Here is a 14,892-nt window from a genome sequence, read left to right as displayed (position 1 = left end):
GATCTCCTGTCAGCGGCCGAAGAGCAGCGAGTTGGGGTTGCGTTCGATCGAGCGGGCGAGCTTGTTCAGCGCCTCGGCGGCAGTCTGCACCTCGCGCAGCGCCGAGACGGTCTGGCGGTTGAAAGCGGAATTGCCATCATAGCCCGAGATAACGGATTCTGCCTCTGCCACCAGCCGCTGGATGCGCGTCGAAAGCTCGGGCAGCGTGGCCGCCGCCTCTTCCACCGCGGCAGCGGCATCGCGCGCCGAGGCGAGCGTGGCATTGGTGTTCTCGATCACCCCGCCAGTGCGCAGCTCGGAGAGCGCACCCTGCGCCTCCTGCAGCATGGCCGACAGATCGGCGGGCAGCTGGCGGGTGCTGTCCTGATCGACGAGCTTGCCCGCGCCATCGAGGAAGTTCCCGGCGTCGGCCAAGAAGCTCTCGAGGTCCAGCGCGGTGGCCTTCTGGGTGAGCGCGCGCAGATCGGCCAGCAGGTCTGGCACGCCGGCCATGCTCTCGTCGACCGAGCCTGCGACGTCCGTCACTTCCGCGGCCGCGGCCTCCGCCGCCTCGAGGGTCGAGACAAGCTGCTGCACCGCGCCGGCGGCGCGCATGTCCTCGATCACCCCGCGCAGCTCGGCAACGGTGCCGCGCAGCTCGCCGGGGATCGCCTTGATCTCGTCGCTGCCGATCAGCCCACGGGCGTCCTCGAGCAGGCCGATGACCGCGTCGGGCGCGTCACGCAGCCGCGGGTTGGCGGTAAAGTTCTCGATCGAGGCGAGCGTGTCGATGGCCTGGTCGAGCAGGTCCTCGACCGGCAGGTCGTTGATCCTCTGGAAGAGGCCCTCGGCGGTGGCAGTGATGTCCGGCAGGTCCGACTCGACCGAAGGGATCAACGGCGCGTCCTGCGCGAAAATGCCGAAGGTGGCGGGCTCGGCGTCGGGGATCTCGGCCAGCTCGACCACCAGCGACTGGCTGAAGAGGTTCTGCGAGGCCAGCCGCGCGCGCAGCCCGTTCTTCACCGCGTTCGACAGGAAGGCGATGGTCTCGGACTGCGGCGCATCTTCCTCGAGACCCAGCGCGCGCGGGTCGATCGAGAGCGTGGTGCGCAGCCGGACGGTCTGGGCCTCGCCCTCGCCGTCGATGAAGGCGCCGATGGCGGTGACCCGGCCCACCCTCAGGCCGCGGTAGGTGACAGAGGAGCCGACCTCGAGCCCGCGCACGGATTCGTCGAATTCCGCGGTCAGCTCGACGGCGTTCGAGATGGTTTCGGAGAACAGGCTGTCGCGTGCCGAAGCCTCGTCGTCGTAAAGATCGAAGGCATAGCCCGCAGGCACCGCATTGCCGCCCGAGACCACGGTGTCAAAGGCGATGCCGCCGCGGATCAGCGCCGCGACCGAACCGACCGACAGGTTGACGCCCGAGGGACCGATGTTGACCGAGAAACCCGAGGTGTCCCAGAAGCGCGTCGCCGTGGTGATGCGGCGGTCGTTGGGGGCCTCGATGAAGGCATCGACCACCACGCCGTTGCCGCGCTCGAGCAGCCGCGGCGTCTCGATCCGGCCGACCTCGATGCCCTGGTAGAAGATCGGTGCGCCCGCCGAAAGCTGCGTGCCGTCGTCGGCGCGGATGGTGATGCGCGTGCCCTTGACCCCGGGGCGCACCAGCGGCGTCTGGTCGAGGCCGCGGAACTTGCGCGCTGCGGCGCCCTCTTGCGGGGCGAATCCGGCTTCGATGTAGACGCCCGACAGCACCGTCGAGAGCCCGGTGATGCCCGAGGTGGAAACCTCGGGGCGCACCACCCAGAACTGTGCGTCAGCTGGCAGGGAGTCAGCGACATTGCGGTCGATCCGTGCGCTCACCCGCACCTCGGCCAGATCTTCCGAAAAGACGACCTCCTCGACGGTGCCGACGATCACGTCACGGTAGCGGATGGTGGTATCATCTGCCGTGATGCCGGCGGCGTTCTCGAAGGTGATCTCGATCAGCGCGCCGCGTTCGGCAAGACTTTGCCAGGCGATGAAGACGGTGACCGCGATGGCGGCGAGCGGCACGAGCCAGACCAGCGAGAGGTTGCGCCAGACGGAGCGGCGCTTGGGCTCGATCTCCATCTTCGCGGGCTTGGGCTCACTCATTGCACGGGTTCCTCACTCGCATCCCAGATCAACCTCGGATCGAAGCTCTGTGCCGAAAGCATTGTGAATGCAACAGAAAGCGCAAAGCTGATTGCTGCAATCCCGGGATTGATTGCAGCCGCGAAATCCAATTGCACCAGAGATGCAAGAATGGCCACTACGAAGACGTCGATCATCGACCAGCGGCCGACAAATTCCACCACCTCGTAGAGATGCTGGCGCTTCACCGGCGAGAGTTTCACCCGGTGCGTCACGCTCAGCGCGAGATAGGCGATTGCGATGAACTTGGCGACCGGGATCATGATCGAGGCGAAGAAGACAATCCCGGCGATGCCGTAGGATCCGTGGTGCATGAGGTCCACCACGCCGCCGAAGATCGTGCTGTTGGTGGTCTTGCCGAGCAGCGTGGTCTTCAGCATCGGGTAGACATTGGCCGGCACGTAGACGACCAGTCCCGCCCCCAGCCAGGCCCAGACCCGCTGCAGCGAAGTGTCGTCGCGGCTGGACAGGTGCGATCCGCAGCGCGTGCAGCGCTCGGGGCCGGGCACGTGGACCTTGCCGCATTCAGTGCAGGCGATCATGCCTGCGCGCCGGGCCGTGAGCACGGGCTGCGCATTGTCTGTCGGGCGGCTCATTGGCGGCGCTCCTCCAGCGTCTTCCATACGGTCACCCTGCACATGAAGGTATCCTTGAGCACGTTGACGATCACCAGGGCAACGAAGGCCCAGAAGGCCGGGCCGATCGACAGATGCGCAAGGCCCGCAACCTTGACCAGCGCCACGGCGACGCCGACGATGAACACCTCGGCCATGGCCCAGGGGCGCAGGTGATCGGCGAGGCGGAAAAAGAACTCGGCGTGGCGCGCCGGGCGGTGGCCGAAGGCCATGGGCGCCAGCACGTAGACCAGCGACAAAAAGCGGATCGACGGCAGAATGACGATCAACGAGGCCATGGCGATGGTCAGCGGCGCCGTCATCCCGCTCGAGAAGGCGAGAATCGTGTCGAGCAGCGAACTGCGCTGCACCCGCCCCGCAACGGACAGCTCGAGGAACGGAAAGAACATCGCCGCCATCATCAGCACCAGCGCCGAGAGCGCGAGCATGATGATCCGGGTCATCGCCAGGCTGCGCGGGGATTCCAGCACTTCGTGGCAGCGCGCGCAGCGAGCGGTCTCGCCGGTGGCGATCTCGCGTTCCTCGTGCAGGGTATCGCAGAGCGGGCAGGCAATGAGCCCCTCTGCCTGCTCCGCGGTGAAGGCGGGCGGCGGGAGGGCCGGGGTGATCTGCGGCGGCAGCTCGGAGGCGACGATGTCGGCGAGGCTCATGCGCCCAATCTAGAGCGTGGCGAGTTCCAAGGAAAGGGTTGGCGGGCCAAAGCCTTCGCCCTGCCCGCCAAGCAGGCATCCGGCGTGCGCCCCGTCCCTGATCCCGGGCCGCTCCATCGACAAGCGCGGGGCCAGCCGCTACCACTTTCGACAGAACGCCAAGGCAACATGGAGGTCGCGCCCGATGAAATGTTTCTACGCCCCCGAAAGCGAGGGGCACGACCCCCAGTTCCGCCTCACCCATGGCACCGTGGTACGCAACGCCGAGCGGGCCGAGCGCGCGATGCTGCTGCTCGAGGGGCTCGGTCGGCTCGGTCTCGGCACCGAGAGCCCGCCCGAGGCACCCCGCACCGCGCTGGAGGCGGTGCATACGCCGGAGTTCCTGCACTTTCTCGAGACCGGCTGGGACGCGTGGCAGGAGCTGCCGAACGCCGGGCCAGAGGTGGTGGCCAACGTCTTTCCGCGCGGGCCGGTGAGCACATACCCCGAGTCCATCGTCGCCCGCGCCGGCTGGCACATGTCCGACACCTCTGCCCCGATCGGTCCGAAGAGCTGGCTGGCGACCCGTCGCGCCGCCGATTGCGCCGTGGCCGCCGCCGAGGCGGTGATGGCCGGCGATCTCGCCGCCTATGCGCTCTGCCGCCCGCCGGGGCATCATACCACCGCCGATGTCGCGGGGGGGCATTGCCTGATGAATGTCACCGCCATTGCCGCGCAGCACCTGCTCGGGGCGCACAGCCACGTGGCGGTGCTCGACATCGACGTGCACCATGGCAACGGCACGCAGGCAATCTTCTACGACCGCGCCGACGTGCTGATGGTCTCGGTTCATGCCGAGACCCACGACTACTACCCGTTCTATACCGGCTATGCCCATGAAACGGGCAACGGCGCTGGCCAGGGCTTCAATCTCAACCTGCCGCTGCCGCGCAGCACCACGACCCCCGGCTGGCTTGCCGCCCTCGATCACGGCATCGAGCGCATCAAAGCCTACGCGCCGGGCGCGCTGGTGGTGAGCCTTGGGCTCGACGCCCATGAAAATGACCCCCTTGACGGCATGAAGGTGAGCTTCGATGGTTTCGCCGAAGCGGGCCGCCGGATTGCCGAGGCGGGGCTCCCCACAGTGATCGTGCAGGAAGGCGGCTATCTCTCGCCCGACCTCGCAACGTCGCTGGCCTCCTTCCTCGGAGGCTTTCTCGGCAAGGACCCGCGCGCAGCCTGATGGCGTGTAAGACAGGAACTCGGAGTACCAGATGAACAAGATCCCCAACTCGCTGCATGCCTCGGACATTGCACACAGCATGCACCCCTACACCAACATGCGCCTCCACGAGGAGCAGGGGCCGATGATCATCACCCGTGGCGAGGGTGTCCACGTCTACGATTCCGAGGGCAAGGAATACATCGAGGGGCTCGCGGGCCTGTGGTCGGTGGCCGTCGGCTTCTCGCAGCCGCGCCTCGTCGAGGCGGCGGCCAAGCAAATGGCCGAGCTGCCCTATTACCACAGCTTCGCGCACAAGGCGCATGAGCCGTCGATCCGCCTCGCCGAGAAGCTGGCCGAAATGACCCCCGAGGGTCTGGACCGCGTGTTCTTCACCAACTCGGGCTCCGAGGCGAACGACACCGTCATCAAGATGGTCTGGTTCTACAACAACGCGCTTGGCCGTCCGGAGAAGAAGAAGTTCCTCGCTCGCAACAAGGGCTATCACGGCATCACCATCGCCTCGGGCTCGCTCACCGGCCTGCCGGCGAACCACAAGGACTTCGACCTGCCGGCGATCCCGGTCACCCACCTGACCTGCCCGCACTACTGGAAGTGGGCCGAAGAGGGCGAGACCGAGGCCGAGTTCACCGCGCGCCTGCTGAAGGAGGCCGAGGACACCATCCTCTCCGAGGGCCCCGAGACCATCGCCGGCTTCATCGGCGAGCCGGTGATGGGCGCCGGCGGCGTGATGACCCCGCCCGAGGGCTACTGGCCGGGCATCCGCGCGCTGTGCGACAAGTACGACATCCTGCTGGTCTCGGACGAGGTGATCAACGGCTTCGGCCGCTGCGGCACCCCCTTCGGCTGCGAGAAGTACGGCTTCACCCCGGACATCATGGTGACCTCGAAGCAGCTCACCTCCTCCTACATGCCGCTCGCGGCGATAATCGTGAACGACAAGGTCTATAACACCATCGCCGATCACACCGCCAAGCTCGGCACCTTCGGCCACGGCTTCACCGGCTCGGGCCACCCCGTCGCCTGCGCCGTGGGTCTTGAAAACCTCAAGATCATCGAGGAACAGGACCTGATGGGCAACGCCGCCCGGCTCGAGGCTAAGCTCCAGGAGGGACTGCGTAAATTCGCCGATCATCCGCTGGTCGGCGAGGTGCGCGGCGTTGGTCTCATCGGCGGCGTCGAACTGGCCAAGGACAAGGCGAAGCGGCTCAGCTTCGAGCCCGCGGGCAAGGTCGCGCCTCAGGTTGTGAAGTTCTGCGCCGAAGAGGGCCTGATCCTGCGCGCGGTCTATGAGACCGTTGCCCTCTGCCCGCCGCTGATCGTCACCGAGGACGACATCGACCAGATCCTTGCCCGCCTCGGCCGGGCGCTGGACCGCGGTTGGGAATGGGTGCAGGACGAAGGTCTGGTCTGAACCTCCCCTTTCCATGACGTACCAAGGGCGCCCCGCGGGGCGCCCTTTTGCTTGCCCGGCTGGCGGCTGCACGGCGCCCGCCTTTCTGCCAAAGCCCATCGCCTCCCGGCCCCCGCTCGACCAATGCGCGGAGCCCTCGCCAAAGATCCCGCCTGCCGGTGCTGACCGCCGTGCTATGCTGTGTCAGGACAGCGTAATTTGTATTCAAATAGCCATATTCGTGTTTCAATATCTTGTAGCTCGCAGCGCTTTTCATCATTGACACGCCATGACATCCAGACAGGCACAACTCGACGAGGCACTGGCCCGCATTGCGGATGCAATCGACCCGTGCTCGAGCGTCGGCATCCCCCAGCAGCTGCGCGGCGCGCTGGAATTCGGCATCGCCTCCGGCGAGCTGCCGATCGGCGCCCGGTTGCCTTCGGTGCGGGCGCTGGCGCGACAGCTCAACCTCTCGCCGGTCACGGTGAGCAATGTCTACGCCGCGCTGCAGTCCGCCGGACATGTCGAGGGGCGGGTCGGCTCGGGCACCTTCGTCAGCCCCAACGCCCAGGTCGCGGACCCCGAGAAGTTTCACACGCTGGAACGGGCGATCACCAACCTCATCGCCCTCGCCCGTGATTGCGGCATCGACCGGGCCGACCTCGCCACGCGCATCGGCATGGACCGCCCCCGCAACACCCGCGCCGTGCGGGTGTTGATGCTGGGCAATTTCGCCGAGGCCACCCGCGCCTATGCCGCCGACGTGCGCCCGCATCTCGCGCCCGGCGACAGCATCGAGCCGATGCTGATCGACGAGGTCGCGGGTGCCCCGCCCCAGGATTTCGACATCGTGCTCTCGCCGCGGACGCTGCTGCCGCAGGCGCGCGCGCTGTTTCCGCAGGCCGAGGTGGTGGGGCTGACCGTCATCCCCAACGAGGCGACCCGCGTCGCCCTGGCGGCGATCCCGCCCGAGGCCTCGGTGGTCGGCTACTCCTACTTCCCTACCTACGTGTCGATGATGAAGGCCAACGTGATGCGCTATGCGCCGCATGTGAGCCGTCTGTCGATGGTGGTCCGCGGCGACGAGAGCGAGGCGGCCCGCACGCAGATCGCCGAGGCTGATGTGCTGATCTACGCCACCGGCGCGGATTACCTCGCGGCGCGGCTGGCGCCGGGTCAGAGCGCCTTCGAGTATCGCCACACACCCGACAGCCAGGAGCTTCGCAGCATCCTGCCGCAGCTGCTCGACCGCTGCCGCCGCCGCGAACGGCCCGGCGCGGAGGGGTAAACCGCGACCCCGGCGCGGCGCGCGTGCCCCGCCTAACGAGAAACGGGCGGACCGCTTGCGCGGTGCCGCCCGTTTCGTTGATGACTGGCTGGTTCCGGTCCGGATCGCTGCCGATCGGCGCCTGGCTCAGCGATAGGCGTGCAGCACGCCCTCCGAAGAGATCACGTAGAGCGTGCCATTGACCACGATCGGCCGGGTCGTCGCCCCGCCCGCAATCGCTGTGGTGCCGACGAGCTGACCCGAGGCCGGGTCGAAGGCGCGGATCAGACCGTCCGAGGAGGCAACGATCAACCGCCCGCCCGCAAGGATCGGGCCATGGTTCACGAAGGCACTGTCGCGACGCTTCTGCGGCGTGCGCACCGGCTTGTATCCCGGCAGGTCCACCGCCCAGATCTGCGCGCCGGTGCGGGCGTCGAGCCGCACCAACTGGTTGAGGTCGGAGACGAGGAACACCGAGTCCCCCGCCGGCCAGACCGGATCCAGCGCGCCCATGCGCGCGGTCCACAGCCGCTCGCCGCCCGAGAGCGACAGCGCCACCACACGGCCCGAATGGTTGCCCGCGTAGACCACGCCGTTCGAAATCAGCGGATCGCCGGTGATGTCGGTGACCGTGGCCAGCGCCTTGCCGTTGCGGCTGCCCACCACGTCGGCGGTCCAGCGGCGCAGGCCGCCCTGCTTGAACGCCGCCTGCAGCGCACCGGAGCCAAAGGCGAAGACGACCATCTCGCCATCGGTGGCCGGGGCCGGAGCGCCGGCGACGTTGTTGTAATCCTCGGGGTAGTCGATGCGCCAGCGGATCCGGCCCGTGGCGGTCTCGATCGCCCAGCCGGTGGAATCCGACGAGGTCACATAGGCCAGCCCGCCGCGCACCGTGGGCGCGCCGGTGGCGGTACCGCCGAGTTTCTGGCTCCAGACCTCGGCGCCGGTGGCGGCGTCAAGCGCGGTGAGCGTGCCGAAGCCCGAGGTGACATAGAGCCGCCCGCCCTCGACCGCGAGCCCGCCGCCCTGCGCCTGGCTCGCCTGATCGCGCGGGGCGACCATGCTCTTCCGCCAGATCACCTGGCCAGAGGTGCTGACCGCGCTCACCGTGTGCGCGGAATCCATCGTGTAGATGCGGCTGCCGTCCGAGACCGGATCGACGTTGAGCCGGTTCCGCCGCGTGTCGCCCTTGCCGATGTCGGTCGCGAAGACCGGCTGCAGCGGCAAGGAGAGCGCCGCGTGGATGGTGCGGGCGAAGGGCGAGACCGGGCTCTGCGTGGCAGCGCCGTTCGCCGCCGCCCCGAGCGAGATCGCCTGCGCGCGGTTGGCCGGGGTGAACTCCTCTGCCCCGCCGTTCTCGAGAATTTCCCGGGCGCCGAGGCGCTCGCCGGTCAGCACCGCCTCGGGACGCTCGCAGGCGGCAAGCGCCGTCAGCCCCAGAAGCGCTGCGGAAATCGTGGTGATGCGCAAAACACTGCCCCCGTCGTTCTTGATCCTTGCCGCGGCCTCGGGCGTTCGGTCAGCCCGCATCGGGCGTGCCGCCGAGGGCCACAATCACTTGTGTCGCACGCTGGCGCAAGCCCGCGGTGATTTCTGCATCTTCAAGAATGCGTTGCAGCTTTTCCAGAGCGGCCTCGGTGTCGCCGGCCTTGATGTCGAGCAGCGCGAGTTGCTCCTCGGCGAGCAGCCGCAGCGGCTTGCCGGGCACCGCGAGGGCCTCGAGCCGGATACGGCGCTCGTCGTCCGAAAGGCCCGAGTCGGTGCGGCTCACCGCCTTGAAGGCGGCAATCTCGCGGTAGATCTCGGGCAGATCGCCGTTGGCAGCCGCATCGTCGAGCAGCTTGGTCGCGGCAGCGCCCTCCTCGGCGGAGGCCAGCTCGCTTGCCGCCAGAAGATCAGTCACCACCCTCGCCTCGGCGCCGGGGGCGGTCACGTCGGTGAGTGCCGCGGCGCGCTCCGCCGGGGCATCTGCCTCGAGCGCGCCGCGCAGTGCATCGCCGAAGGCCTCGGCCTGCGCCTGACGCTGCACCGCGCTGTATTCGCGCCAGGCGGCGCCGCCGACGATGGCAAGCACCGCCACAACGCCGATCCAACCGTAGCGCTTGAGCAGTGCGAAGAGCTTGTCGCGGCGGACCTCCTCGGTCACCTCGTCGATGAAACTGTCGGTATTGCTCACGGGGCTGCCTCACCTTTCGATTGTTGCCCTCTCTTAACGCGGGAGGCGCAGGCTGCCAAGGCCAAGCCCGCGGCAGCATTGCCTGATCCCTTCTGCGCCGATCGGCCCATTTGAACGGGCATAAGTCCGCTTGATCGGTTTCCCAAATCCTCTATTCTGAACTGAAGAGTTTAGTCACGTCTCCGCGCGCTCCCGGCTTTGCCCCTCTGTATCAGGACCGGCTTCGGTCTTGTCTCGGGCTGATCCGGCAGCGCGGGCTGTGCGTATTTATCGCCGGGCTTGGGCCAAGAACCTGGGAAGGCCAGCATGAAACTGATTTCGATCCTCACCGCCGTCATCGTCGCGGCAGCCCTTTACGCGGTGGTGCTCGACCGCGAGCGGCTGATGGGCTGGGCCCGCGGCGGCGCGAAGGAGGAGCCGGAGGATATGGCGACCGAGACCGCCGCCGCACCCGCCGCGACCGAGGCCCCCGCCGCCGATAGCTCCCTCCCCGGGGCCGTCTCGGTCATGGCCCGCCATTCGCGGGCCCAGCAGATCGACGACGCCGTGCTGCTGCGCGGCGAGACCCAGCCCTCGCGCGAGGTCGAGGTGCTCTCGGAAGCCGCCGGCCGGGTGATCTCGGCGCCGCTGCGCAAGGGCACGCTGGTCGAGGAAGGCGAGGTGCTCTGCAAGCTCGACCCCGGCACCACCGGCGCCGCGCTGATCGAGGCCGAAGCCCGTCTGGCCGAGGCCCGGGCGCAGCGCCCGCAGGTCGAGGCCTCGCTGCCGGAAGCCGAGGCGCTGCTGGCGCAGGCCGAAGCCGATGTGGCCGAGGCCGAGATCAACCTCACCGCCGCCCGCGAGCTGTCGCAGGGTGGCTATTCCTCGCGCACCTCCGTCGCCTCTGCCGAGGCCAAGATGCGCGCCGCCGAGGCCAGCGTGCGCAGCGCCGAGGCCGGGCTGGAAGCCGCCCGCGCCGGAACCGACAGCCTCGAGGCCTCGATCCAGAGCGCCGAGGCCGCCGTCGCAAGCGCCCGCAAGGCGGTCGGGAACCTGACCATCACCGCGCCCTTCGGCGGCGTGCTGGAAAGCGACACCGCCGAGCTCGGCCTGCTGATGAACCCCTCCTCCAACGCCAGTTGCGCGCATATCCTGCAGCTCGACCCGATCCGGCTGGTGGGCTACGCGCCCGAGGCCGATGTCGCCCGCATCCACCTCGGCGCGCGTGCCGCGGCGCAGCTGACCGGCGGCGAGACACGGGTGGGCAAGGTCACCTTCGTCTCGCGGCAGGCTGACGAGACCACCCGCACCTTCCGCATCGAGGTCACGCTCGAGAACCCCGACCTGACGCTGCGCGCCGGGCAGACCGCGCGCATCCTCATCGAGGCCGACGGCGCGATGGCGCACCTGCTGCCGCAGAGCGCGCTCACGCTGAACGACGAGGGGCGCATGGGCCTGCGCACGGTGAGCGCCGAGCAGACCGCGCAATTCGTGCCGGTGAGCATCCTGCGCGACTCGCCCGAGGGGGTCTGGATCGCCGGGCTGCCGGACAGCGTCGACGTCATCACCCTCGGGCAGGAATACGTCACCGACGGCGTGCCGGTCGCGCCGAGCTATCAGGAGATCCTCCAGTGACCGGCATCGTCGACTGGGCGGCAGAGCGCGCCCGCATGGTGCTGGCCTTCATCGTCCTGTCGATTGTCGCGGGGGCCTTCGCCTATCTCACCCTGCCCAAGGAGGGCGAGCCCGACATCGAGATCCCGGCGCTTTTCGTGTCGGTCCCCTTCCCCGGCATCTCGGCCGAGGACGCCGAGACGCTGATGGTCAAGCCGATGGAGACCGAGCTTTCGGACATCGACGGGCTCGACAAGATCAGCGGCGTCGCCTCGGAAGGCTACGCCGGGGTCGCCATGGAGTTCGAATTCGGCTGGAACCGCACCGAGACCATGGCCGAGGTCCGCGACGCGATGACCAAGGCGCAGGCCAAGTTCCCCGAGGGCGCCGAGCAATACACCATCTCCGAGATCAACTTCTCGGAGTTCCCGATCATCATCGTCTCGCTCACCGGCCCCCTGCCCGAGCGCACCATGGCGCGGGTCGCCAAGGACCTGCAGGACCGGGTCGAGGCGCTGGATTCGGTGCTGGAAGCCGGGATCGCCGGCAACCGCGACGAGATGGTCGAGGTGGTGATCGACCCGCTGAAGCTGGAAAGCTACAATGTCACCGCCAGCGAGCTGATCCAGACCGTCCAGAACAACAACCAGCTCATCGCCGCGGGCGAGGTGCGCTCCGAGCGCGGCACCTTCTCGGTGAAGATCCCCTCGAGCTTCCGCGAGCCGCAAGACATCTTCGACCTGCCGATCAAGGTGAATGGCGACCGGGTGGTGACGCTGGGCGATCTGGCGGACATCCGCCTCACCTTCGAGGACCGCACCGGCACCGCGCGTTTCAACGGCGACACCGCGGTGGCGCTGCAGGTGGTCAAGCGCAAGGGCTACAACCTCATCGACACCGCCAGCGCCGTGCGCGCGACCGTGGCCGAGGCCCAGAAGGGCTGGCCTGAAGAGCTGCAGGCAACGGTGGCGGTCGAAGAGAGCAACGACCAGTCGCGCATCGTCGATTCCATGGTCAGCCAGCTCGAGGGCGCGGTGCTGACCGCCATCGCGCTGGTGATGATCGTGGTGCTGGGCTCGCTCGGCACCCGCGCGGCGCTGCTGGTGGGCTTCGCCATCCCGACGTCGTTCCTGCTCTGCTTCGTGCTGCTGGCAATCATGGGCATCAGCGTGTCCAACATCGTCATGTTCGGCCTGATCCTTGCCGTCGGCATGCTGGTCGACGGCGCCATCGTGGTGGTCGAATACGCCGACAAGCGCATCTCGGACGGCGTCGGGCCGATGCACGCCTATGTCGAGGCGGCCAAGCGGATGTTCTGGCCCGTCGTCAGCTCGACCGCGACCACCCTTTGCGCCTTCCTGCCGATGCTGTTCTGGCCCGGGGTCGCGGGCGAGTTCATGGGCATGCTGCCGGTGACGCTGATCTTTGTGCTCTCGGCCTCGCTGATCGTGGCGCTGGTCTACCTGCCGGTGATGGGCGGCGTCTCGGGCCGGTTCTCGCGCGCGCTGCACAACGCCTCGCTGACGCTGCGCAAGCGCGTCGAGGGCTGGCCGGCCCGCGCGGCGCTGGTGCCGGTGGCGCTGGCCGGGATGCTGCTCGGCGCGCTGCTGGTGCTGAACCCCTCCTTCCTCGGGGTCACGCTGATCGAGGGGCGCGGCGCCCGGGTGCCGGGGATCGTGATCTTCCTGCTCTTTGCCGTGATGGCCTCGATCACCCTTGATGCGGCGCAGATCGAGCGCAAACGCAACAAGGTCCGCAAGACCTACCGCCGGACGTTCTTCGGGCGTTTGATCCATTTTGTCACCGGCAACCCGGTGATGCCGCTGGTGACAATCGGCGGGGTGATCTTCTTCGTGATCTCGGTCTTCGGCTACTACGGGCAGAACAACAACGGCACCGAGTTCTTCACCGAGAGCGAGCCCGAGCAGGCCATCGTCTACGTCCGCGCCCGTGGCAACCTGTCGCTGGCCGAGAAGGACGCCCTGGTCAAACGGGCGGAAACCATCGTCCTGCAGCATCCGGGCATCGAGACCGCCTTTGCCTTTGCCGGCGATGGTGGGCTTGAATCGAACACCGGCGGCGCACAGCCGCCCACCGACACGATCGGGCAGATCCAGCTCGAGGTGGTGCCATGGGAGGACCGCCGCGACCGGCCCGAGCTCGACGGCGATCTCGTACTGGCCGAGTTGAGCGAGCAACTCGCCACCATTCCCGGCATCCAGACCGAGATCCTCAACCTCGCCATGGGGCCCGCCTCGGCCAAGCCGGTGCATCTTCGGCTGAAAGGCGACAACTGGGACGACCTGCTGGCCGCGACCGAAACGGCGCGGGCCGAGTTCGACGCCATGGAAGGCCTGCGGCTGATCGAGGACACCCGCCCCCTGCCCGGCATCGACTGGCAGATCGACGTCGACGTGGAAGAGGCCGGGCGCTACGGCGCCGATGTCGCCACCGTCGGCGCAATGGTGCAGCTCGTCACCCGCGGGGTGACGCTCGACACCATGCCGGTGGACAGTTCGGACGAAGAAATCGACATCCGCGTGCGCCTTCCCGAGCAGGACCGGGTGCTCTCGACCCTCGACACCCTGCGCGTCCGGACCAGCGACGGGCTGATCCCGCTGTCGCATTTCATCACCCGTACCCCGGTGCCCAAGCTCGCCGAGATCAACCGCGAGGGCCGCAAGCGCTACTTTGACGTCAAGGCGGGTGTGGCCGATGGGCTGGTGAAATTCACCTTGGGCGGCCAGACGCTCGGCTACGGGCGCGAGACCGGTGACGGCGCGCTGACGCTGCATGGCACGGCCTATGAGATCACCCGCACGGAGGACGGCACCAGCGGCGATGCCATCCGCGAGGCCGCCGCAAGCGGCGCGCTTTCGACGGTGCCGGTCACGCCAAACGAGCGCATCGCCACCCTCTCGAGCCTTCTGGAAAGCACCGAGTTCCCCCCGGGCATCAGCTGGGAATGGACCGGCGACCAGGAGGAGGAGGCGGAAAGCCAGGCTTTCCTGACCCAGGCCTTCGCCGCCGCGCTGGGGCTGATGTTCATCATCCTGCTGGCGCAGTTCAACAGCTTCTACAATTCGGTGCTGGTGCTGCTTGCAGTGGTGCTTTCGACCGCCGGGGTGTTCCTCGGGATGATCGTGCTCGACCAGACCTTCTCGATCATCATGTCCGGCACGGGGGTCGTGGCGCTCGCCGGGATCGTGGTGAACAACAACATCGTGCTGATCGACACCTTCCAGGACTATTCGCGCTACATGCCGCGGCTCGAAGCCATCGTGCGCACCGCCGAGGACCGCATCCGCCCGGTGCTTTTGACGACGATCACCACCATCGCAGGCCTCTTCCCGATGATGATCGGTCTCAGCCTCGACTTCTTCGGCGGCGGCTATTCGATCAACGCGCCGACCTCGCTGTGGTGGAAGCCGCTGGCCTCGGCGGTGGTCTTCGGCCTGTCGGTGGCCACGGTACTGACGCTGGTCTTCACCCCCGCCATGCTGGCGCTGCGGGTGTGGCTCTCGACCTACGCCCATTGGATCGCGCGGCTGTTGGCCATCGCCTCCTTCGGGCGCGGCAGCCGCGCGGCGCGGGACTGGGCCCTCCAGCGCGAGGCCCGCAAGGTGAAGGCCCCGCTGATCCTCTGGGACGATCCCGACGCCGAGGGCAGTGGCAGGCCGGGCGCGAACACGACCATGCGCGCGGCCGAATAACGCGGCACGGTGCGGCGCCGGGAATTGGCGCTATAGTCATCGCTTCCTATATCGAGGGGGAGCACCAACGCCCGGTGCTTTCCCCA

10 protein-coding genes are annotated in these 14,892 nt (G+C 68.0%); 5 read left to right on the top strand and 5 right to left on the bottom strand.

Annotation, left to right across the window (positions count from 1 at the left end; translation table 11 throughout):
* Nucleotides 1-9 precede the first annotated feature (9 nt).
* From CEW88_RS05890 to CEW88_RS05880, 3 genes are read right to left on the bottom strand one after another with little or no spacing between them, the layout of a single operon-like run.
* The gene (locus CEW88_RS05890; RefSeq protein WP_108965121.1) at nucleotides 10-2,115 is read right to left on the bottom strand and encodes an MlaD family protein; all 2,106 of its coding nucleotides are present in this window, start codon (nucleotides 2,113-2,115) and stop codon (nucleotides 10-12) included.
* The gene (locus tag CEW88_RS05885) at nucleotides 2,112-2,750 is read right to left on the bottom strand and encodes a paraquat-inducible protein A (RefSeq protein ID WP_108965120.1); all 639 of its coding nucleotides are present in this window, start codon (nucleotides 2,748-2,750) and stop codon (nucleotides 2,112-2,114) included. Before CEW88_RS05885 ends, CEW88_RS05890 begins: the two co-directional genes overlap by 4 nt.
* Nucleotides 2,747-3,439: a paraquat-inducible protein A gene (locus CEW88_RS05880; protein WP_108965119.1), complete on the bottom strand. Its 693-nt coding sequence runs from the start codon at nucleotides 3,437-3,439 to the stop codon at nucleotides 2,747-2,749. The genes CEW88_RS05885 and CEW88_RS05880 overlap by 4 nt, the downstream gene beginning before the upstream one ends.
* A 184-nt stretch (nucleotides 3,440-3,623) precedes the next feature.
* On the opposite strand from CEW88_RS05880, the gene CEW88_RS05875 reads away from it, so the two are divergent.
* The 3 genes from CEW88_RS05875 to CEW88_RS05865 all read left to right on the top strand — a co-directional run bounded on the left by CEW88_RS05875 (nucleotide 3,624) and on the right by CEW88_RS05865 (nucleotide 7,345).
* A complete protein-coding gene (locus CEW88_RS05875) occupies nucleotides 3,624-4,661 on the top strand; it encodes a histone deacetylase family protein (RefSeq protein ID WP_108965118.1) in 1,038 nt (345 codons plus the stop codon).
* Between the two features lie 31 nt (nucleotides 4,662-4,692).
* Nucleotides 4,693-6,075: an aspartate aminotransferase family protein gene (locus CEW88_RS05870; protein WP_108965117.1), complete on the top strand. Its 1,383-nt coding sequence runs from the start codon at nucleotides 4,693-4,695 to the stop codon at nucleotides 6,073-6,075.
* A 268-nt stretch (nucleotides 6,076-6,343) separates the two neighbouring features.
* Nucleotides 6,344-7,345 carry a GntR family transcriptional regulator gene (locus tag CEW88_RS05865; protein ID WP_108965116.1) on the top strand — a complete coding sequence of 334 codons (1,002 nt, stop codon included), beginning with the start codon at nucleotides 6,344-6,346 and terminating at the stop codon, nucleotides 7,343-7,345.
* 126 nt (nucleotides 7,346-7,471) lie between these two features.
* On the opposite strand, the gene CEW88_RS05860 is transcribed toward CEW88_RS05865, so the two are convergent.
* Together CEW88_RS05860 and CEW88_RS05855 are read right to left on the bottom strand one after the other, a co-directional pair.
* Nucleotides 7,472-8,854 (bottom strand): PQQ-like beta-propeller repeat protein, encoded by a 1,383-nt coding sequence (locus CEW88_RS05860; RefSeq protein WP_193989057.1) that lies wholly within the window; start codon nucleotides 8,852-8,854, stop codon nucleotides 7,472-7,474.
* Nucleotides 8,844-9,500: a hypothetical protein gene (locus CEW88_RS05855; RefSeq protein ID WP_108965114.1), complete on the bottom strand. Its 657-nt coding sequence runs from the start codon at nucleotides 9,498-9,500 to the stop codon at nucleotides 8,844-8,846. Before CEW88_RS05855 ends, CEW88_RS05860 begins: the two co-directional genes overlap by 11 nt.
* 306 nt (nucleotides 9,501-9,806) lie before the next feature.
* On the opposite strand from CEW88_RS05855, the gene CEW88_RS05850 reads away from it, so the two are divergent.
* Nucleotides 9,807-11,114 carry an efflux RND transporter periplasmic adaptor subunit gene (locus tag CEW88_RS05850; protein WP_108965113.1) on the top strand — a complete coding sequence of 436 codons (1,308 nt, stop codon included), beginning with the start codon at nucleotides 9,807-9,809 and terminating at the stop codon, nucleotides 11,112-11,114.
* On the top strand, nucleotides 11,111-14,806 hold the full coding sequence (locus tag CEW88_RS05845; protein WP_108965112.1) for an efflux RND transporter permease subunit: 3,696 nt from the start codon (nucleotides 11,111-11,113) through the stop codon (nucleotides 14,804-14,806). Before CEW88_RS05850 ends, CEW88_RS05845 begins: the two co-directional genes overlap by 4 nt.
* Nucleotides 14,807-14,892 lie beyond the last annotated feature (86 nt).

The sequence above is a fragment of the Alloyangia pacifica genome, from assembly GCF_003111685.1.
GTDB lineage: Bacteria > Pseudomonadota > Alphaproteobacteria > Rhodobacterales > Rhodobacteraceae > Salipiger > Salipiger pacificus_A.
This window is presented reverse-complemented; position numbering and strand designations above follow the sequence as displayed.

What these genes read in the sequence shown, in the direction of transcription:
- CEW88_RS05860 (WP_193989057.1), bottom strand. Translation starts at nt 8,854, where the DNA reads ATGCGGGCTGACCGAACGCCCGAGGCCGCGGCAAGGATCAAGAACGAC.
- CEW88_RS05880 (WP_108965119.1), bottom strand. Translation starts at nt 3,439, where the DNA reads ATGAGCCTCGCCGACATCGTCGCCTCCGAGCTGCCGCCGCAGATCACC.
- CEW88_RS05875 (WP_108965118.1), top strand. Translation starts at nt 3,624, where the DNA reads ATGAAATGTTTCTACGCCCCCGAAAGCGAGGGGCACGACCCCCAGTTC.
- CEW88_RS05850 (WP_108965113.1), top strand. Translation starts at nt 9,807, where the DNA reads ATGAAACTGATTTCGATCCTCACCGCCGTCATCGTCGCGGCAGCCCTT.
- CEW88_RS05890 (WP_108965121.1), bottom strand. Translation starts at nt 2,115, where the DNA reads ATGAGTGAGCCCAAGCCCGCGAAGATGGAGATCGAGCCCAAGCGCCGC.
- CEW88_RS05885 (WP_108965120.1), bottom strand. Translation starts at nt 2,750, where the DNA reads ATGAGCCGCCCGACAGACAATGCGCAGCCCGTGCTCACGGCCCGGCGC.
- CEW88_RS05870 (WP_108965117.1), top strand. Translation starts at nt 4,693, where the DNA reads ATGAACAAGATCCCCAACTCGCTGCATGCCTCGGACATTGCACACAGC.
- CEW88_RS05865 (WP_108965116.1), top strand. Translation starts at nt 6,344, where the DNA reads ATGACATCCAGACAGGCACAACTCGACGAGGCACTGGCCCGCATTGCG.